This window comes from Pseudomonas sp. SIMBA_067 (assembly GCF_046534675.1).
Classification (GTDB): Bacteria; Pseudomonadota; Gammaproteobacteria; order Pseudomonadales; family Pseudomonadaceae; genus Aquipseudomonas; species Aquipseudomonas putida.
In genome coordinates, this window is sequence record NZ_JAWRYH010000009.1 from 187928 (window position 1) to 208631 (window position 20704).

Below are 20704 nucleotides of genomic sequence, written 5' to 3' on the forward strand. Positions count from 1 at the left end.
TCCTACAGCTATCGCGAGCCCTTGTAGGAGCAGCCTTGTGCTGCGAAGGGGCCGGTACAGCTATCGCGTGCTCCTGTAGGAGCAGCCTTGTGCTGCGAAGGGGCCCTACAGGCGATCAAAATGCACAACCGGGGTGCACATCAGCCCATCCCGGTGCACTCAGTACACATCCCGCAGATAACGTTTGCCCTTGCTCAAACCTTCCACATAGGCAGCCGCCTGCGCCACATCCATCCCGCCATGCTCAGCCACAATCGCCCGCAACGCCGCATCCACATCCTTGGCCATGCGCTGCGCATCCCCACACACATAGAAATACGCCCCCGCTTCCAGCCACTGCCACAGCTGCGCGCCCTGCTCCAGCATGCGCTGCTGCACATAGATCTTCTCGGCCTGGTCGCGGGAAAACGCCGTATTCAGACGCAAGTGGCCGCTTGCCTGCCAAGCCTGTAGCTGCTCCCGGTAATAGAAGTCGGTAGCGGCGCACTGTTCGCCAAAGAACAGCCAGTTGCCCCCTTTCGCCCCCCGCGCCTCCCGCTCTTCCAGGAACGCCCGGAACGGCGCAATGCCGGTACCGGGGCCGACCATGATCACCGGCACGCTGTCGTCCGCGGGCAACCGGAAGTGCCTCGACGCCTGCGGGAAAATTGCCACCTTCAACGCTTGGGCGCGGTCGGCGAGGAAGGCCGAGCACACGCCCTTGCGCTCGCCATAACGCACGGTGGAGACGGTCAGGTGTACCTGGCCGGGATGCGCTAACGGGCTGGAGCTGATCGAGTACAGACGCGGCTGCAAGGGCTTGAGCAGTTCAAGCCAGCTGGCCAGCGGTAGCTGCTGGGGAAAGGCCCGCAGCACATCGACCAGTTGCCGGCCCCACAGCCAGTCCTGCAGCTCGGCCTTGCACTCGGGCTGCAGCAGACGTTGCAGGTCCGGGGCGCTGCCCGCGAAGGCTTGCAGTTGCTGCGTGGTGACCTTGGCGATTTCCAGGTGCGCGTGCAGGGCTTCGGCCAGTGGCATGGCAGGTTGGCCCTTCAGCTCGACCATGGCCTGGCCATCAAGCTGCATCAGCGCCAGCAGTTCGTCGACCAGCGCTGGGCAATTGCGCGGCCACACGCCCAAGGCATCACCGGCGGCATAGCTGAAGCCGCTACCGCTCAGGTCGAACACCAGTTGCCGTGTTTCCTTGCTGGCACCGGGGCCGTTGAGCAGGTGGTTTTCCAGCAAGGTGGCGGGCCAGGGTTGTTGTTTGCTCCAGCCCGCCATAGGTGCAGGTTCACTCGCCGGTGGTGGCGCAGCGGCCCTGCCCAGCAAGGGCAGCAACGCGTCAAGCCAGCCTGCGAACGCTTCGTCAAAGTCTGGCTCGCAGTCCACCCGTTGCAACAGGCGCCGGCCACCCAGTTCGGTCAGACGCTGGTCGAGCTTGCGGCCAAAGCCGCAGAACTGGTCGTAACTGGAGTCGCCCAAGGCCAGCACTGCATAGGGCAGTTCGGCGCAGCAGGCGCCCTCCTCGCCCTGCAAGGCGTTCCAGAACGCCGCTGCGCTGTCGGGCGCATCGCCATCGCCAAAGGTGCTGGCGATCAATACCACGCTGGCGGCGCCCTGCAGCTGGCGCGGGCTGACCGCCTCCATGCAACTGAGCTGCACATCCAGGCCGGCACCGCGCAGGCGTTCGGCACAGCGCTCGGCCAGCTGCTCGCCGTTGCCGGTCTGCGAGGCCCACAGCACCTGATGCCGTGGCGCCACCAACGCCGCAACGGGCAGTGCCGCAGGCTGGGCGAACAGCCCGGCCAGCAAGCCGTCGATAAACAGCCGGTGGTTGGCCGCCAGTGGCGCACTGGCCGGCAGGCGGGGCACGCCCTCGGCGCGGGCCTGGTTCAGGCCCAGCACGAAACCTTGCAGGTAATGGCGCTCTTCTTCTGCCAGCACCGGGGCTGGCAAGGTGTCCAGGCCAAGCAGACGGGACAGGGTGGCAGTGGGCATGCGGGCTGGCTCCGAAATGGCAGCGTTCAGGTCAAGGGCGTCGATACGCTCGCCTGCGACCCGTTGCAGGGCCACGGCGCAGTGCTTGAAAGCGGGTTGCAGCGACAGCGGGTCGACGGCATCGCAGGTGACGGCATTGATTGCCAGTTGCTCGCCGACCAGGTCGTTCCAGTGGAACGGCGCAAAGCAGTTGCCTGGCATGACCCGGTCGCTGATTCGCGCCGGCAGTACGGCTTGACCGCGCCGTGAGCGGACGGCCACCTGATCCTTTTCAGCGATGCCAAGCCGTACGGCGTCGTCTGGGTGAACCTCGACGAAGGGGCCAGGCTCCAGCTTGTTCAGCGCCGGCACCTTGCCGGTCTTGGTCAGGGTGTGCCACTGATGCTGCACGCGGCCGGTGTTCAGCACCATGGGGTAGTCGTCATCCGGCAACTCCGGTGCCGGCAACCAGGGCCGGGCGAAGAAGCGGGCCTTGCCGCTGGAGGTGGGGAACGCCAGCGCCGGGCAATCGCCCTGGGCATCGTGCAGCAGCGCCTGGCTGCTGCCGTCGTTCAGGTAGCGTAATGGGCTGCGATCGCTGCCACGGCTTGGCGCACAAGGCCACTGGCGTGGTTGCTGACGCAGCTCGGCGTAACCGATGCCGCGCAGGTCGTAGCCGGTGGCGGGGTTATGGAAGCGGCGGATTTCTTCATACACCGCTTCGGCATCGGGGTAGTCGAAGGCTTCGGCGTAGCCCATGGCGCAGGCCACCCGGGCGATGATCTGCCAGTCGGGCAGGCTCTGCCCTGGCGGCTCTACGGCGCGCGGCATCAGGGTGAGGTTGCGTTCGCTGTTGATCATCACGCCCTCGCCTTCGGCCCACAGCGCGGCCGGCAGCAGGATGTCGGCGTAGCGGTTGGTTTCGGTGTCGAGGAAGGCATCCTGGGTAATCACCAATTCGGCCTGGCACAGGCCATCGATCACCTGCTGGCGGTTGGCAACGCTGGCTACCGGGTTGCTGCAGATGATCCAGCACGCTTTTACTTCACCCGCGTTCATCTGCTCGAACAGTGCCACCGTACCCTCGCCGCCTTCACTGCGCAGGCTGCCGGGTGGCAGTTGCCACTGCTGCTCGACAAATGCGCGATCGCCTTCCACCAACGCCGAGCGCTGGCCTGGCAGGCCGGGGCCCATGTAGCCCATCTCACGGCCGCCCATGGCATTGGGCTGGCCGGTCAGCGAAAAAGGCCCGCTACCAGGGCGGCAGATGGCGCCCGTGGCCAGGTGCAGGTTGCAGATGGCGTTGCTGTGCCAGGTACCGTGAATGCTCTGGTTCAGGCCCATCGTCCAGCAGCTCATCCAGTCGTTGGCGCTGCCGATCCATTCGGCGGCCTTGATGATGTCGGCCTCGGCCAGCCCGGTGATGGCGGCTACGCGCTCGGGGGTGTAGTCATCGAGGAAGGCTGGCAGTTCGTTCCAGCCTTCGGTGTGGCGGGCGATGAAGTCGGGGTTGGTGTGGCCATTGCGGTGTAGCAGATACAACAAGCCGTTGAGCAAGGCCATGTCACTGCCGGGGCGTACTTGCAGGAACAGGTCGGCCTTGTCGGCGGTGGCGCTGCGCCGTGGGTCGACGACGATCAGCTTCGCGCCGGCCTTGATCCGATCGAGCAGGCGCAGGAACAGGATGGGGTGGCAGTCGGCCATGTTGGCGCCGATCACCAGGAACACGTCGGCGTGCTCGAAATCCTGGTAGCTGCCAGGCGGGCCGTCAGCGCCGAGCGACAGCTTGTAGCCGCTGCCGGCGCTGGCCATGCACAGGCGCGAGTTGGACTCGATGTGGCGGGTGCGGATAAAGCCTTTGGCCAGCTTGTTGGCCAGGTACTGAGCCTCCAGCGACATCTGCCCCGACACGTACAGCGCCACGGCGTCGGGGCCGTGCTGGTCGATGATGCCGCGCAAGCGCTTGCCGGTGTCGGCGATGGCCTGGTCCATGCCGGTGCGCGCCGGTTGCTGGTTGCGCTGCTGGCGCACATAGGCGTCTTCCAGGCGGCCGGCGGCGGTCAGCGGCACGTGCGCAGTGAGGCCTTTGGTGCACAGCCGGCCGAAGTTGCTGGGGTGCTGCTTGTCGCCGCTGACCTTGACGACCTTGCCATCGGCAACGCTCATGACGATGCCGCAGCCAACGCCGCAGTAGGGGCAGACGCTGCGTACTTCGCTGTTGGCCATGGGCGGGCTCCTGTGGGAAACGCAAAAAGGCGCCGGCTGCCCTGGCTTGCTGAGCAAGCGGGGGCAACACGGCGCCTTTGTCGTGAAGTTTTGTGGGCTGTCGACGTTGATAGCCCGGGATTGAGGTGGATCAGCAATTAGTGGGCCAGCTGTACCGGCCTCTTCGCGGGTAAACCCGCTCCCACAGGGATTCCACAGGGCCTGAGGGTGGTGATGTGCCTGTGGGAGCGGGCGTGCCCGCGAAGAGGCCTGCCCAGTTCACGCACCATGCGGTGGCAACCTCACGCCCCCTGGCGCTATGCTGGGGCAAATTACAGCATGAGCAACTGCCCTCCCCCTATGTCCCAGGTGATTCTCAAGACCCCCGCCCAACTCGACCTGATGCGCCGCGCAGGCCAACTACTGGCCCAGGTTTTCGCCGACCTCGACGGTTTCATCCGCCCCGGCGTGACCACGATGCAGATCAACGACCGTGCCGAAGCATTCATCGTCGACACGCTCAAGGCCCGGCCGGCGAGCAAAGGCCAGTACGGCTTTCCTTATTCGCTCAATACCTCGGTGGACCATGTGGTGTGCCATGGCATGCCCAATGCCGATGAAGTATTGAAGGAAGGCTCGATCATCAACGTCGACATCACCCTGGAACAAGGCGGCTACATTGCCGACTCGTCGAAGATGTACAGCATCGGGCACATCAGCGATGAAGCCCGACGCCTCGTCGACACCACCTACGACGCGCTGTGGAAGGGCATCGAGCAGGTGCGCCCCGGGGCCACGCTGGGCGATATCGGCCACGCCGTCCAGGCCCATGCCGAGGCGGCGGGCTACAGCGTAGTACGCGAGTATTGCGGCCATGGTATCGGCCAGCAGATGCATGAAGGGCCTGAAGTACTGCACATTGGCCAGCGCGGCATGGGCATGAAGCTGAAGCCGGGGATGGTGTTCACCATCGAGCCGATGATCAACCAGGGTGGGCGCGGTACGCGCACATTGAAGGATGGCTGGACAGTGATTACCCGCGACCACAGCCTGTCGGCGCAGTGGGAGCATACTGTGGCGGTGACCGAGGACGGGTTCGAGGTGCTGACGTTGCGAGAAGAAGAGCGCTGATACAAAAATTGCAGACACAAAAAAAGCGACCCTAAGGTCGCTTTCTTTGTTACTTCCAGGTGTTCAGTGGGCCTGGAAGCGGAATATGGCGCAGCGGACGGGACTCGAACCCGCGACCCCCGGCGTGACAGGCCGGTATTCTAACCGACTGAACTACCGCTGCGCTATACATCGAGTGGTGGGTGATGACGGGATCGAACCGCCGACCCTCTGCTTGTAAGGCAGATGCTCTCCCGGCTGAGCTAATCACCCATGTCTCTCGGTGTGGCGCGCATTCTACGGGCGACTTTGCACTCTGGCAAGCACTTATCGAAGTTTTTTCAAACTTCGTTTAAACACCAAAATTCAGGCACAAAAAAAGCGACCCTAAGGTCGCTTTCTTTGTTACTTCCAGGTGTTCAGTGGGCCTGGAAGTGGAATATGGCGCAGCGGACGGGACTCGAACCCGCGACCCCCGGCGTGACAGGCCGGTATTCTAACCGACTGAACTACCGCTGCGCTATACATCGAGTGGTGGGTGATGACGGGATCGAACCGCCGACCCTCTGCTTGTAAGGCAGATGCTCTCCCGGCTGAGCTAATCACCCTTCGTCTCGGTGTGGCGCGCATTCTACGGACGACCCCGCACCCTGGCAAGCAATTTTTAAACTTTTTTCAAAAAAAACTTCATTCCTTTCAAAGGCCTAGCGTTGCCGGGTGTTTCTTTCACGCATAAGCCACTGCTGGCCCTCTGACAGGGTTGGCCTCAGAGCTCCGCTCGGAGAATAATGCCCGCCTTATGCATTAAGGAGAGTTACCCCTCATGTGGTTCAAGAACCTGCTGACCTACCGCCTGACCCAGGAAGTCCCGTTCGAGCCTGAAGCGCTGGAAGCCGCACTGGCCAGCAAGCCGGCCCGCCCCTGCGCCAGCCAGGAGCTGACCACCTACGGTTTCGTCGCGCCGTTCGGCAAAGGCGAAGACGCTCCCCTGGTGCATGTCAGCGGCGAGTTCCTGCTGATTGCCGCACGCAAGGAAGAACGCATCCTGCCGAGCAGCGTGGTCAACGACGCGGTCAAGGAAAAGGTCGAAGAGATCGAGACCGAGCAGATGCGCAAGGTCTATAAAAAAGAACGCGACCAGATCAAGGACGAGATCATCCAGGCTTTCCTGCCGCGTGCGTTCATCCGCCGCTCGATGATCTTCGCCGCCATCGCCCCGCGCCTGGGTGTGATCCTGGTCAACTCGGCCAGCGCCAAGCGCGCCGAAGACCTGCTGTCGACCCTGCGTGAAGTGATGGGCTCGCTGCCGGTGCGCCCGGCCACGGTGAAGATTGCGCCAACCGCCACCATGACCGACTGGGTCAAGTCGCAGCAAACCGCCGAAGGCTTCTATGTACTGGACGAGTGCGAACTGCGTGACACCGCCGAAGACGGCGGTATCGTGCGCTGCAAGCGCCAGGACCTGACCGGCGAGGAAATCCAGCTGCACCTGAGCACTGGCAAGGTGGTAACCCAGCTGGCCCTGGCCTGGCAGGACAAGCTGTCGTTCATTCTGGACGACAAGATGGTGATCAAGCGCCTGAAGTTCGAAGAGCTGCTGCAGGAGCAGGCCGAGCAGGACGGTGGCGATGAGGCTGCGCAGCAGTTCGATGCCAGCTTCCTGCTGATGATGATGACCTTTACCGAGTTCCTGCCGGTGCTGTTCGAGGCGCTGGGTGGGGAGGAGATTCCACAAGGGGTCTGATGTGTCTTGAGATGCCAGTGCAGGCCTGAAGGCCATTTTGCCTGCACCGGCCCTATCGCCGGCAAGCCAGCTCCCACAGATACACCACGGTTTTCCGAACCTGTGGCGTACCTGTGGGAGCTGGCTTGCCGGCGATAGGGCCCTGGAAATTCACAAAGCTATAAGTAGAAAAGGAATTGCCCCATGCGTGCCCTCGCCGCCTTAAGCCGCTTCGTCGGCAATACCTTCGCCCTGTGGGTGCTGGTGTTTGCCGTGCTGGCCTTTTTGCAACCGCAATGGTTCATCGCCTTGAAGGTCGCCATCGTGCCGCTGCTTGGGCTGGTGATGTTCGGCATGGGCCTTACCCTCAAGCTCGACGACTTCGCCGCCCTCGCCCGCCAGCCCTGGCGGGTGATGCTGGGGGTGGTCGCGCACTTCGTGATCATGCCGGGCATGGCCTGGCTGCTGTGCCAGCTGTTCCACCTGCCGCCGGAAATTGCCGTGGGCGTGATCCTGGTCGGCTGCTGCCCGAGCGGCACCGCCTCGAACGTGATGGTCTGGCTGTCGCGTGGTGACCTGGCGCTGGCCGTGGCGATTGCTGCAGTAACCACGCTGCTGGCACCACTGCTGACCCCGGCGCTGATCTGGTTCCTGGCGTCGGCCTGGTTGCCGGTGTCCTTCATGGACATGTTCTGGTCGATCCTGCAGCTGGTGATGCTGCCGATCGTGCTCGGCGTGCTGGCCCAGCGCCTGCTCGGTGCACGGGTGCAGGCGGCGGTGCAGGTACTGCCGCTGGTGTCGGTGGTGAGCATCGTGATGATCGTGTGCGCGGTGGTGGCGGCCAGCCAGGCGAAGATCGCCGAATCGGGGCTGTTGATCATGGCGGTGGTGATGCTGCACAACAGCTTTGGCTATTTGCTGGGGTACCTGACCGGCAAGCTGTGCAAGTTGCCGCTGGCCCAACGCAAGTCGCTGGCGCTGGAGGTGGGGATGCAGAACTCCGGGCTGGGGGCGGCGCTGGCGGCGGCGCACTTTTCGCCATTGGCGGCAGTGCCCAGTGCGTTGTTCAGTGTTTGGCACAATATTTCCGGGGCGCTGCTGTCGACCTGGTTCCGGCGGATGGATGAGCCTGCGGTGGAAGCTGAAGAAGTGGAGCCTGCCAGGCATTGAGGGTGCCTGTACGGGCCTCTTCGCGGGCTTGCCCGCGAAAGGGCCAGTACTGGCTTGCCCTGAAACCTTCGGGTGTGCACTATATTGCCCACTGTGAGGACGACCTCACGACGCACCGCGTGACCATTCCGGGGACGGCCCCATCATTCAAACGATGGAGACACACTCATGTCCTGGATCATCCTGTTCTTCGCTGGCCTGTTCGAGGTCGGCTGGGCCGTAGGCCTGAAATACACCGACGGCTTCAGCAAACCGATTCCCACCGTACTCACGGTCGGCGCCATGGTCATCAGCCTGGGCCTGCTGGGCCTGGCCATGAAAGAACTGCCGCTGGGCACCGCCTATGCCATCTGGACGGGTGTTGGCGCAGTCGGCACAGTCATCGCCGGGATCATCCTGTTCGGCGAGTCCATGGCCCTGGTGCGGCTGGTCAGTGTGGCGCTGATCATCTGCGGCCTGGTCGGCCTGAAAGTCAGCGCCAGCTAACCCCCTCCCCTATCGCAGGTCACCGCGCAGGCGGCTGACCTGCTCGCGCAACAGCTCAGGCTGCGCTGCCTCCACCGGGATGGCGGCGCCCGCCACGATGGTTACCCGCGACCACAGGCGCTTGAAGAAGCCCTTGGCCGGGTCGCGGCTGAAGAAGCTGCCCCACAGCCCTTGCAAAGCCAGCGGGATCACCGGCACCGGTGTTTCTTCGAGGATGCGGTTGACGCCGCCCTTGAACACATCGATCTCACCATCGCCAGTCAACTTGCCCTCCGGGAAGATGCACACCAGCTCTCCATCGGCCAGGTACCTGGCAATGCGCGCGAACGCACGTTCGTACGTGGCGGGGTCTTCGTTGCGCCCGGCAATCGGGACGGCGCCTGCAGTGCGGAACACGAAGTTGAGCACTGGCAGGTTGTAGATCTTGTAATACATCACAAAGCGGATCGGCCGGCGGATTGCTCCTCCCAGCAGCAATGCATCAACGAACGACACGTGGTTGCACACCAGCAGCGCCGCGCCTTCGTCAGGGATGCGCTCAAGGTCGCGGTGCTGCACACGGTACATCGAATGGCTGAGCAGCCAGATCAGGAAGCGCATGGTGAATTCGGGCACGATCCTGAAGATGTAGGCGTTGACCGCGATATTTAGCAGCGACACCACCAGAAACAGCTGCGGGATACTCAGCTCGGCAAGCCCCATCAGGATGATGGTAAGCACCGCCGACACCACCATGAACAAGGCATTGAGGATGTTGTTGGCCGCAATCACCCGGGCGCGCTGGTCTTCGGCCGTGCGTGCCTGAATCAGCGCATACAGCGGCACAATGTAGAAGCCACCGAACACGCCAAGGCCCACGATCGACAGCAGGATCCACCAGGCCTGGCCTATACCCAGCAGCGCCAGCCAGTCGTGCGGCGCAGCTGCAGCCGGCACATCGCCGGAGTGCCACCACCACAGCAGGCCGAACAGGGTCAGGCCGAACGAGCCGAACGGCACCAGGCCGATCTCTACCTTGCGCCCGCTAAGCCTCTCGCACAGCAACGACCCCAGGGCGATGCCCACCGAGAACAGCGTCAGCACCAGGGTGACCACCGTGCCATCGCCGTGCAGCCAGTCCTTGGCGTAGGCCGGGATCTGTGTGAGGTAGATGGCACCGACAAACCAGAACCACGAGTTACCCACGATCGAGCGCGATACGGCGGGCGGCTGCCCCAGGCCCATGCGCAGGATCGCCCACGACTGCCTGAAGATGTTCCAGTCCAGCGGCATGCTCGGCGAGGCGGCCGCGGCCCGCGGGATCCAGCGGCTGGCCAGGTAGCCAAGCACCGCAGTGCCGACCACCCCACCAGCCACCACCGTGGCATAGCTGTCGGCCGACATCATGACCCCGGCGCCGATGGTGCCAGCGAGAATGGCGAGGAATGTGCCGGTTTCTACCAGCCCGTTACCGCCGACCAGCTCTTCCTCGCGCAGGGCCTGCGGCAGGATTGAGTACTTCACCGGGCCGAACAGCGCCGAGTGGGTCCCCATGCCGAACAGCGCCACCAGCATCAGCGCCAGGTGGTTGGTGATGAAGCCAAGCGCACCGATTGCCATGATGACGACCTCGGCCAGCTTGATCGCACGGATCAGCGCGTCCTTGGCGAACTTCTCGCCAAACTGCCCGCCCAGCGCCGAAAACAGAAAGAACGGCAGGATGAACAGCAAGGCGCACAGGTTGACCCAGATTGAACGGTCACCGTCGCCCAGGCTGAGCTTGAACAGGATCGCCAGGATCAGCGATTGCTTGAACAGGTTGTCGTTGAAGGCACCCAGCGACTGGGTGATGAAAAACGGCAGGAAGCGCCGCTTGCCGAGCAAGGTGAATTGCGAGGAGTGACTCATCGTCCTTGGTCCTGAGGGCTTTTCAATTGGAGGCGCGCCGGGCACGTCAGGCCACAAATCTGCATGGGAAATGCCTTGGCTGGCAAGCCTACACGCTTTTTGCAGAAGCAGCCGGGGCGCTCCTGCAGGTGCCGTATGTGGCTTATGCTTGTGCTCGGTAAACCAGAACAACAAGGACGTGGTAATGCTCGCCGCCCTGAAACGCTACCCGCACACCGTACGCCTGCTACTGCTGACCACCTTCACCCTCACGGTCGCCCGCGCCCTTACCCTGCCCTACCTGGTGGTGTACCTGGCCGACAACTTCCAGCTGCCGATCAGCCAGATCGGCCTGCTGATAGGTGGCGCGCTGATCATCGCTTCGCTGCTGAGCCTGTATGGCGGCCACCTGGTCGACACCTTGCGCAACCACACGCTGGTCAGCGCCAGCACCCTGCTGTTCGCCCTGGCCTTCGTCGCCGCGGTCGTCAGTGAATCGGCGCTGTTGTTCTTTTTGTGCCTGGTGCTGATCAACCTGGCGCTTGCAGTTGTCGACATCGCCGCCAAGGCAGGCTTCTGTGCCTTGCTGCCAGTGGAAGAGCGGGCCGAGGTGTTCGCCATCAAGTACACCCTCAGCAACGTCGGCTACGCCGCCGGCCCGCTGCTGGGGGTCGCCATGCTGGAACTGGACGACCACATGCCGTTCATCGCCTCGGCCCTGCTTGGCCTGGGCATGTGCCTGGCCTACTGGCGCCTTGGCGACCGTGACCTGCAGGCGAGCGCACCGGACAAGCCTGCGGCCGGCTTCGGCCAGGTGGCGCTGGGGCTGGCGCGTGACCGCCGGCTGGTGTATTTCACCCTGGGCGGGGTGCTGAGCGCGGTGGTGTTCGGCCAGTTCACCGCCTACCTGTCGCAGTACCTGGTGGTAACCAGCAGCCCGACGGAAGCGGCGCGGCTGGTCGGCTACCTGGTCACCACCAACGCGGTGACGGTGATTGCCCTGCAGTACCTGATTGGCCGACGCATCAGCCGTCAGCACCTGATGCCCTGGTTGCTGGCCGGCATGGCCCTGTTCATCGCAGGGCTGCTGGGCTTTTCGTTGGCAGGCTCGGTGCTGGCCTGGTGCCTGGCGATGCTGGTGTTCACCCTGGGCGAGATCATCGTGATCCCTGCCGAATACATGTTCATCGACCTGATCGCCCCGGAGCACTTGCGCGGGGTGTATTACGGCGCGCAGAACCTGTCCAACCTGGGGGCTGCGCTGGGGCCGGTGATGGTAGGGTTTGCCCTGGAGCACCTGTGGCCGGGGGCAATCTTCTACCTGCTGGTGTTGTCGGTGTTGCTGGCGGGGGTGTTTTACGGGTTGGGCACTCAAAAAAATTGATGTTTTGTTTCAGATCAATCGCGAGCAAGCTCTCGCCTACAACCATCGTCTGCGCTGACGAAGCGGCGCCTGCGTGCCAGACTGGTTGATCGGGACCGCGTTATATTTTTTGCTTCGGAGTCTTCATGTCGTTGTCCAGCGGGCTGATCGCCGTGGTCGCCCTGGCCTATATGGCCGTCATGTTCGCCATCGCCTTCTATGGTGACCGCCGCAGCACGCCGTTGCCGCCGAAACTGCGCGCCTGGGTGTACAGCCTGTCGCTGGCCGTTTACTGCACCAGCTGGACCTTCTTCGGCGCCGTCGGCCAGGCCGCCGAACAGCTCTGGGCATTCCTGCCGATCTACCTGGGCCCGGTGCTGCTGATGGTCTTCGCGCCCTGGGTGCTGCAGAAGATGGTGCTGATCAGCAAACAGCAGAACATCACTTCAATCGCCGACTTCATCGCCGCACGCTACGGCAAGTCGCAAACCCTGGCGGTGGTGGTGGCACTGATTTGCCTGGTCGGTGTGCTGCCGTACATCGCCCTGCAGCTCAAAGGCATCGTGCTGGGCGTCAACCTGCTGATCGGGGCCAACGCCGACGCCACCGGCACCCGCGTGCAGGACACCGCGCTGGTGGTGTCACTGGTGCTGGCACTATTCGCCATCGTGTTCGGCACCCGCAGCCTGGACGTGACCGAACACCACCGGGGAATGGTATTGGCGATTGCCTTCGAATCGCTGATCAAGTTGCTGGCCTTCCTGGCCGTGGGCATTTTCGTCGTATTCAACCTGTATGACGGCTTTGACGACCTGTTCAGCCAGGCTCGCCAGTCGATCCACTTGCAGGACTATTGGCAAGAGACCATCAACTGGCCGTCAATGGTGGTGCAAACCGCTGTGGCGATGATGGCGATCATCTGCCTGCCGCGGCAGTTTCACGTCACCGTGGTGGAGAACATCGAGCCCCAGGACATGCGCCTGGCGCGCTGGGTGTTCCCGATGTACCTGGTGCTGGCCGCGCTGTTCGTGGTGCCGATTGCCCTGGCCGGGCAGATGCTGCTGCCGGGCACGGTGATCTCCGACTCGTTCGTCATCAGCCTGCCACTGGCCGAGGCGCACCCAAGCCTGGCCCTGCTGGCATTCATTGGCGGCGCTTCGGCAGCCACCGGCATGGTCATCGTCGAAGCGGTGGCGCTGTCGACCATGGTGTCCAACGACATGCTGCTGCCCTGGCTGCTGCGGCGCAACAACGCCGAGCGGCCGTTCGAGGCGTTCCGCCACTGGATGCTCTCGGTACGCCGGGTAACCATCGTGGTGATCCTGCTGCTAGCCTACGTCAGCTACCGCCTGCTGGGCTCCACCGCCAGCCTGGCGACCATCGGCCAGATCGCCTTCGCCGCCGTCACCCAGCTCACCCCGGCCATGCTCGGCGCGCTGTACTGGAAGCAGGCCAACCGCCGCGGCGTGTTTGCCGGCCTGGCGGCAGGCATCTTCCTGTGGTTCTACACCTTGGTCCTGCCGATTGCCGCGCACAGCCTGGGCTGGTCACTGCAGCTGTTCCCAGGGCTGGCTTGGCTGCATGGCAACCCGCTGGGCCTGCCGATCAGCCCGCTGACCCAAGGGGTGGTGCTGTCGCTGGCAGGCAACTTCACCCTGTTCGCCTGGGTTTCGGTACTGTCGCGCACACGGGTTTCCGAACACTGGCAGGCCGGCCGCTTCATCGGCCAGCAGACCAGCGCCCGCCCCAGCAGCAAGCCACTGCTGGCGGTGCAGATCGACGACCTGCTGACCCTGGCCTCGCGCTTTGTCGGTGAGGAACGCGCCCGGCAGAGCTTCATCCGCTTTGCCTACCGCCAGGGCAAAGGCTTCAACCCCAACCAGAATGCCGACGGCGACTGGATCGAACACACCGAACGCCTGCTGGCCGGGGTGCTCGGGACCTCGTCGACCCGCGCCGTGGTCAAGGCCGCCATTGAAGGCCGCGACATGCAGCTGGAAGACGTGGTACGCATTGCCGACGAAGCCAGCGAGGTGCTGCAGTTCAACCGCGCGCTGCTGCAAGGCGCCATCGAGAACATCAACCAGGGCATCAGCGTGGTCGACCAGAACCTGCACCTGGTGGCCTGGAACCGTCGCTACCTGGAGCTGTTCAACTACCCCGACGGGCTGATCAGCGTGGGCCGGCCGATTGCCGACATCATCCGCTACAACGCCGAGCGCGGCCTGTGCGGCCCGGGCGAAGCGCAGGTGCATGTGGCGCGGCGCCTGCACTGGATGCGCCAAGGCCGCGCGCATTCTTCCGAACGGCTGTTCCCCAATGGCCGGGTGATCGAGCTGATCGGCAACCCGATGCCGGGTGGCGGCTTCGTCATGAGCTTCACCGACATCACCCCGTTCCGCGAGGCCGAGCAGGCCCTGCGCGATGCCAACGAAGGCCTGGAACAACGGGTGGCCGAGCGCACCCACGAACTGTCGCAACTGAACCAGGCGTTGTCCGAAGCCAAGAGCCAGGCCGAGGCGGTGAGCAAGTCCAAGACCCGCTTCCTGGCTGCGGTCAGCCACGACCTGATGCAACCCCTGAACGCCGCCCGGCTGTTCTCCGCCGCCCTGTCGCAGCAGGCGGAGGGCATGAACGAAGAGGCCCAGCAATTGGTGCAGCACATGGACAGCTCGCTGCGCTCGGCCGAAGAACTGATCAGCGACCTGCTGGACATCTCGCGCCTGGAAAACGGCAAGATCACCCCAGACGCCAAGCCCTTCGCCCTCAACGAACTGTTCGACACGCTGGGTGCCGAGTTTAAGGTGCTGGCGGCCGAGAAAAACCTGGAGTTCCGCCTGCGTGGCAGCCGCCTGCGAGTGGACAGCGACATGAAGCTGTTGCGCCGGGTACTGCAGAACTTCCTCACCAATGCCCTGCGCTACGGCAAGAGCCCGATCCTGCTGGGCGCGCGCCGCCAGGGCGAGCGCCTGTGGCTGGAGGTGTGGGACCGTGGCCCGGGCATCGCCGACGACAAGCTGCAAGTGATCTTCCAGGAGTTCAAACGCCTGGACAGTCACCAGACACGCGCCGAGAAAGGCCTGGGCCTGGGCCTGGCAATTGCCGACGGCCTGTGCCGGGTGCTGGGGCACCCGCTGGAAGTGCGGTCGTGGCCGGGCAAGGGCACGGTGTTCCGCGTCAGCGTGCCGATTGCCCGCCAGGCCGCCCCGGCGCCAAGCGCCCCCGCTGAACAACAGGGCGGCCAGCCGCTGGCCGGGCTGCAAGTGCTGTGCGTGGACAACGAAGACAGCATCCTGATTGGCATGAACAGCCTGCTCAGCCGCTGGGGCTGCCAGGTATGGACCGCGCGCAACCAGGCGGAATGCGAAGCCCTGCTGGCCAAGGGCATGCGCCCGCATCTGGCACTGGTCGACTACCACCTGGATGACGGCGAGACCGGCACCGGGCTGATGGGCTGGCTACGCGCGCGCCTGGGCGAACCGGTGCCAGGGGTGGTGATCAGCGCCGACGGCAGCAAGGAAACCATCGCCATGGTGCATGCGGCAGGCCTGGATTACCTGGCCAAACCGGTCAAGCCGGCAGCCTTGCGCGCCATGCTCAATCGCCATCTGAGCCAGGTTCAGTAACTGTGGTGTCCGGCACCTCATCGGACAGCGCCCGTTCCAGCAAGTCTGCCGGCAGGCTCTTGCTGGCGCGGGCGCCCAGCAGCTTCAGCTGTTCGCTGCGGCTGACCAGGTTGCCGCGCCCTTCGCACAGCTTGTTACGGGCAGCGGCATAAGCCTTGTCCACCTGTTGCAGGCGGCTGCCCAGCTCATCCAGGTCCTGGATGAACAACACGAACTTGTCGTAAAGCCAGCCGGCGCGCTCGGCAATTTCCCGGGCGTTCTGGCCCTGGCGCTCCTGTTTCCACAGGCTGTCGATCACCCGCAAAGTAGCCAGCAGGGTGGTAGGGCTGACGATCACGATATGCCGGTCGAAGGCTTCCTGGAACAGATTCGGCTCAGCCTGCAGGGCTGCCGAAAAGGCCGCTTCGATGGGCACGAACAGCAGCACGAAATCCAGGCTGTGCAGGCCTTCGAGGCGGTTGTAGTCCTTGCTCGACAAGCCTTTGACGTGGCTGCGCAGTGACTGCACGTGCTGTTTGAGCGCGGCCTCGTCGTTGTTGGCGACAAACTGCTGGTACGCCGTAAGGCTGACCTTGGCGTCCACCACCACCTGTTTGTCGCCGGGCAGCATGATCAGCACATCGGGCTGGAAACGCTCGCCGTCAGCGCTCTTGAGGCTGACCTGGGTCTGGTATTCGCGGCCTTTTTCCAGGCCAGCATGTTCCAACACCCGCTCGAGGATCAGTTCGCCCCAGTTGCCCTGGGTTTTCTGGCCTTTGAGGGCCTGGGTCAGGTTGGTGGCTTCGTCGGACAGGCGCAGGTTGAGCTGTTGCAGGCGCTCAAGCTCTTTGCCCAGGGAAAAGCGTTCGCGGGCTTCCTGCTGATAGCTTTCTTCGACGCGTTTTTCGAAGGACTGGATACGCTCCTTGAGCGGGTCGAGCAACTGGCCCAAGTGCTGCTGGCTGGTCTGGGCGAAGCGTTGCTCGCGCTCGTCGAAGATCTTGGTGGCCATGTCGGCGAACTGGGCGCGCAGGGTGTCGCGGGCTTCCTGCAGGTCTTCCAGGCGCTGCTGATGGCTTTCTTGCTGTTCGCGCAGTTCAGCCTCCAGGCGCGCACCCTGAGACTCCAGACGACGCAGCTCGGCTTCACGGTTGGCGCGCTCCAGGCTCCAGGCGTGGGCAGCGTCACGGGCGTTGTCGCGGTCGATCTGCAGCAGTTCAAGTTCACGGCCCTGGGCGGCCAGTTGGGCCTGCTTGACGGTGTTGGCTTCGCTGAGGTCGCTGACTTCGTCGCGGCTGGCCTCAAGCTGCGCCTGCAGGCCGGCCTGGGCCAGCAGGGCTGCGTTGAGGCGCTCTTCGAGCAAGGCCTGCTCGCCTTGCCGCGCGCCCTGCCGGCGCTGCACCTGCATGACCCAAAAAAGACAGGGTAAAGCACCTGCCACCAAGCCCAGCAGAATGCTGGCCAGATCCACTGTCATGCTTACCCCGATCACGCTGATGCAAATTGAGTGCAGCTTATCAGCCTGGGGCTTGTCGGAGCATTACTTCGCCTGGTCCGGATCGTTTTGCTGGCATAGCCGCGCATACTCCAGCTGTGCTCGCCGGTCACCGGCGCGGGCTGCCTGGCGCAGCAGTTCGTGGCCAATACGCCGGTCACGGGCGTTGCCACAATCGCGGCACAGCATCTGCCCCAAGCGGCTCTGTGCCACCACCACGCCCTGACGCGCCGGCTGCTTGAGCAGGCGCCCGGCCAGGTGCTTGACCTGGGGCTTGTCGCCCAGGCGCGGGCTGTCGAGCAGCCACAAGGCCACTTTCAAGGAAAAGCGCTCGGAAGGAGGCGTCGATGCTGCAGCGCTGGCGAGGTGTTTACCGCGAAACTTCATGAGCAACAGGTTTGGCAACTCGAAAGGCGCGCCACTCTACTCTTTTTTTTTCGCTGTGAACTGTCGATTTATGGAGAATTGAAAAAATATTTCAATGATCTTTTCTTGACGTTTTCGAGTGGATGACCGACCGGTCTGTCGGGGCATGTCGATTGTCGGACAGTTCACTGCACTGCTGGCACGCCCGTTCTAGAGCAAGCGCCCGGGACAATCCACAGTTCCTGTGGATAACTCGGTGGACAACCCCCTTGCACACCCCGCAAAGCCCCGTGAATTGGGGCTTTGTGTCAAACTGACGATTTTTTCACCAGCTGAAAATAGTGTTTTTTTTCATTGACTTAACCGCCTAGTCAAGGCATTGGCGAGGCCGTTGCAGCCTGTTGCCGGCCTGTTACAACCCTTGCCCCGAATGTGAACAAGTGCACCATGATCCCTCATATGAGTGCACGAAATGGGCACATCCGCCTGTGTGCGGGCTATTTGCCCCCTCTTCACAGCGGTACAAATACGCGCCATACTGCTCGGCTCACCTGAACAAACGTAGTGCTTGCCAAGCGCCGGTATTTCCGGTAAGGTGCGCCTCGTTAGTACCAAGCTGAAAGTCAATTCGGGCCACAACATCCTTGCAGACCCACTTTCCCAAGAGTGCGCTGCTGAAGCAGGATTGCCCATTCGATGATTCACTCGCCAGCCTCAGGCTGCTCAAGCACGAATCACGTGACAGATTGATCAGGATTCCACCCGACGGCCTAGAACCTTGGCCCCGACGTGCTGCCTGCCTTCCGAAGTACCTACCAGTCAGCCCAAGCGCCCACTTTTGATTGCGCTCTCTCTGGCTGCTTTGTTCCAGTCAGGTTCGTTCGTCCCTTAATAAAGGCGTCACTGGAACGTTTCTATCATGCACGGATCATATCTCCCGTGTTTAAAGCAGGAACCTCCAACAATATGCAAACTCATCATCAGATTCAGGCTGCCATTGGCACGCTCTCCCAGGCCTTCTCGCCGTTGAAGTGCCTTATCGTTGCCCCACGCAAGGGCAGCTTCAGCTTCACCTTGGTAGACGAACACGGCGTCGCCTGCCACACCGAGCGCCTGTACCATGAACAGTACAGCCGCAATGAACCGCTGCAGGCGGTCATCGCCCGGACTCGCCAATCGCTCACCGCGTGAGTGGCGAATACCGGGGCATTCAAGCGCTGAATCATCCCATCGCAAGCCTGCCTGAACGTTCTTGGCGTAATTGCCTACGGGCATATAGCCCGGTACGTCAGGCAGCAATCGATTTAAAAACAGCCCTTTACACCACGATTATCACACTACACTTCAACTCGAGCGGTGCTTGCCGCTTCCGGCGGGCCTGATCATTCACCAGCTGCCAAGCTCCAGCGCCCGTCCGGCCCTTAATTGCTCGAGGGCATCATGGGTATTGCGGCGAATGAATTGTGTCAGTATGTGATCCGACCCACCCTGGTCTACCTGAACCGTCACTGTGCCAGCGCGGAAGCCCTGCTATTGGGCATTGCCGCCAGCCAGTCGGCGCTCGGGTCCGCCTTGCATGACCGACGCGGGCACGGCCTTTACCGCATTGGCGAACACCGTCACCAGGCGCTCTGGGATGATTACCTGGCCCGCGACCCCGACCTGGCCAGCCTTGTGCGCGGCCTGGCCAGCCAGCACGCCTTCCTCGGCGGCCCGCACCTGGAACTCACCGTAAACCTGCGCTATTCCACAGCCATTGCCTGGATGCTCATCGAAGAGCAGGCCACGCCACTGCCTGCCGCTGACGACCTGTTGGCATTGGCGCGGATATGGCGCCAGATTTTCCACCCCCAAGGTCGCTTGCGCGACTTCACTCATGCCTGGCAGACCTGCATAGATCAGAGATTGCCACAGGTATCTTAAGAATCGTCCTACAACATTACCGGAAAAAAGGGAATTTTGGTCGGATTGTCCTACAAAACGGCTCTATCTTCTGCGATTGAGGCTATGGCGCGGTGCGTGATTTGTTGGTAGCTTTTCGCCCCGGAGATCCCAAGGAGTTTTCTAATAATGAAAAAAGTAATGCTCAAAACCTCCCTCGCCGTCGCTGTTGCCGTGGCATCCAGCCAAGTGTTCGCTGCAGGCTTCGCCCTGAACGAACAGAGCATCAGCAGCATGGGGACAGGTTTCGCGGGACGTTCTTCTTCTGCCGAAGATGCCAGCACCGTGTTTGGCAACCCGGCCGGCATGTCTCGCCTCAAACGCGAACAATTCACCGTGGGCGGCGCTGCCGTCATCGCCAAGTCCGACATCTCGGGCCGGGGCAGCAACCTCGGGGGGGAAACCGATGGTGACATGGTGCCTCTCGTTGGCGTCCCCATGGGTTACTACGTCAAGCCGATCGACGACCACTGGAGCGTCGGCTTCGGTGTCTATGTACCGTTCGGCCTGGTAACCGACTACGGCAGCGATGATGCCGCACGCTACTGGGGCAAGAAGAGCCACGTCGAGGTAGTCACCTTCCAGCCAACCGTCAGCTACGCCTTCAATGACAAGGTCTCGATCGGTTTCGGCCCTACCATCAACCGCATCAAGGGTGAACTGGGTTCGAGCCTGATCAACCCGTTCACCCCCGGCCGCAACGATGGCGAAGTGAAAATCAAGGGCGACGATACCGCCGTTGGTTACAACATCGGCATCCTGGTACAGGCTACCGACAGCACCCGCCTCGGTCTGACCTACCACTCGATGGTCGACTACAAGCTCGAGGGCAAGACCCGCGTCAGCACCCCGCTGATCGGGCCGTTCAACGGCAACAAGTTCGACGCCTCGCTGAAGATCAAGACGCCGGAATCGGTCGACTTCTCGGTTACCCACGAACTCGACGACCAGTGGACCCTGTATGCAGGCAGCACCTGGACCCGCTGGAGCCGCCTGAAAGACATCACCGTGCAGAACGATGTCCCGGCGCCATTGGCAGGTTCGGCGTTCCAGACCATCACCGAAGAACAGAACTGGCATGACACCTGGGCCCACGCCATTGGTGCGTCGTACAAGGTCAACAAGGAGTGGGTGCTGCGCACCGGCTTCACCGTCGACCAGTCGCCGACCAACAACCATGACCGTTCACCACGTATCCCGACGGGCGACCGCAAGGTGTTCAGCCTGGGTGCCGGCTGGAGTCCAACCGACGATATGACCATCGACGTGGCCTATTCCTACCTGTGGGAAGAAGACACCAAGGTCAATCAGGTAAGCGCGACCAAAGGCAGCTACCAGGCCAAGTACGAGAACAGCGCTCACGGTATCGGTGCATCCCTCACCTACCGCTTCTGATTCGTACGCACCCCATTAAA

12 protein-coding genes, 4 tRNA genes and 1 pseudogene are annotated in these 20704 nt (G+C 62.9%); 9 read left to right on the forward strand and 8 right to left on the reverse strand.

The features are described 5' to 3' along the window. Nucleotides 1-159: 159 nt before the first annotated feature. Entirely contained in the window at nt 160-4185 is a 4026-nt protein-coding gene (locus tag SB765_RS20295; RefSeq protein ID WP_410931822.1) for a molybdopterin-dependent oxidoreductase, read from the reverse strand. Nucleotides 4186-4503: 318 nt separating this feature from the next. On the opposite strand from SB765_RS20295, the gene map reads away from it, so the two are divergent. Beyond that, on the forward strand, nt 4504-5295 hold the full coding sequence (gene map, locus SB765_RS20300; RefSeq protein WP_196304835.1) for a type I methionyl aminopeptidase: 792 nt from the start codon (nt 4504-4506) through the stop codon (nt 5293-5295). 86 nt (nt 5296-5381) lie between these two features. Here map and SB765_RS20305 read toward each other — a convergent pair. From SB765_RS20305 to SB765_RS20320, 4 genes are all read right to left on the reverse strand, one after another. Next, a tRNA-Asp gene (locus SB765_RS20305) sits at nt 5382-5458 on the reverse strand. A gap of 13 nt (nt 5459-5471) precedes the next feature. Continuing rightward, a tRNA-Val gene (locus SB765_RS20310) sits at nt 5472-5547 on the reverse strand. A 169-nt stretch (nt 5548-5716) separates the two neighbouring features. Continuing rightward, a tRNA-Asp gene (locus tag SB765_RS20315) sits at nt 5717-5793 on the reverse strand. A gap of 13 nt (nt 5794-5806) precedes the next feature. Continuing rightward, a tRNA-Val gene (locus tag SB765_RS20320) sits at nt 5807-5882 on the reverse strand. 215 nt (nt 5883-6097) lie between these two features. Here SB765_RS20320 and rdgC point away from each other — a divergent pair. The 3 genes from rdgC to sugE all read left to right on the forward strand — a co-directional run bounded on the left by rdgC (nt 6098) and on the right by sugE (nt 8653). Further along, on the forward strand, nt 6098-7018 hold the full coding sequence (rdgC, locus tag SB765_RS20325; protein ID WP_016501075.1) for a recombination-associated protein RdgC: 921 nt from the start codon (nt 6098-6100) through the stop codon (nt 7016-7018). Between the two features lie 183 nt (nt 7019-7201). Beyond that, nucleotides 7202-8167, forward strand: a complete 966-nt coding sequence (locus tag SB765_RS20330; protein WP_043202841.1) for a bile acid:sodium symporter family protein — start codon at nt 7202-7204, stop codon at nt 8165-8167. 168 nt (nt 8168-8335) lie between these two features. Beyond that, nucleotides 8336-8653, forward strand: coding sequence for a quaternary ammonium compound efflux SMR transporter SugE (gene sugE / locus SB765_RS20335; protein WP_016501077.1), 318 nt, complete (start codon nt 8336-8338; stop codon nt 8651-8653). Nucleotides 8654-8662: 9 nt separating this feature from the next. On the opposite strand, the gene SB765_RS20340 is transcribed toward sugE, so the two are convergent. Then, nucleotides 8663-10540 (reverse strand): 1-acyl-sn-glycerol-3-phosphate acyltransferase, encoded by a 1878-nt coding sequence (locus tag SB765_RS20340; protein ID WP_410931823.1) that lies wholly within the window; start codon nt 10538-10540, stop codon nt 8663-8665. 184 nt (nt 10541-10724) lie between these two features. Between SB765_RS20340 and SB765_RS20345 the strand changes: the two genes are divergently transcribed. Together SB765_RS20345 and SB765_RS20350 are read left to right on the forward strand one after the other, a co-directional pair. After that, a complete protein-coding gene (locus SB765_RS20345; protein ID WP_410931824.1) occupies nt 10725-11903 on the forward strand; it encodes an MFS transporter in 1179 nt (392 codons plus the stop codon). A gap of 125 nt (nt 11904-12028) precedes the next feature. Then, nucleotides 12029-15508: a NahK/ErcS family hybrid sensor histidine kinase/response regulator gene (locus SB765_RS20350; RefSeq protein WP_341797815.1), complete on the forward strand. Its 3480-nt coding sequence runs from the start codon at nt 12029-12031 to the stop codon at nt 15506-15508. Here the strand turns inward: SB765_RS20350 and rmuC are convergent. Continuing rightward, the gene (gene rmuC / locus SB765_RS20355; RefSeq protein ID WP_410911525.1) at nt 15480-16850 is read right to left on the reverse strand and encodes a DNA recombination protein RmuC; all 1371 of its coding nucleotides are present in this window, start codon (nt 16848-16850) and stop codon (nt 15480-15482) included. The two genes, SB765_RS20350 and rmuC, sit on opposite strands and share 29 nt — an antisense overlap. Before the next feature lie 180 nt (nt 16851-17030). Further along, a pseudogene (locus SB765_RS20360) lies at nt 17031-17369 on the reverse strand (sel1 repeat family protein); the annotation flags it as partial. Nucleotides 17370-18314: 945 nt separating this feature from the next. Here SB765_RS20360 and SB765_RS20365 point away from each other — a divergent pair. From SB765_RS20365 to SB765_RS20375, 3 genes are all read left to right on the forward strand, one after another. Continuing rightward, nucleotides 18315-18539: a hypothetical protein gene (locus SB765_RS20365; RefSeq protein ID WP_016501083.1), complete on the forward strand. Its 225-nt coding sequence runs from the start codon at nt 18315-18317 to the stop codon at nt 18537-18539. A gap of 249 nt (nt 18540-18788) precedes the next feature. Next, nucleotides 18789-19271: a hypothetical protein gene (locus SB765_RS20370; RefSeq protein WP_341797814.1), complete on the forward strand. Its 483-nt coding sequence runs from the start codon at nt 18789-18791 to the stop codon at nt 19269-19271. A 147-nt stretch (nt 19272-19418) separates the two neighbouring features. Continuing rightward, nucleotides 19419-20684: an OmpP1/FadL family transporter gene (locus SB765_RS20375; protein ID WP_016501085.1), complete on the forward strand. Its 1266-nt coding sequence runs from the start codon at nt 19419-19421 to the stop codon at nt 20682-20684. Nucleotides 20685-20704 lie beyond the last annotated feature (20 nt).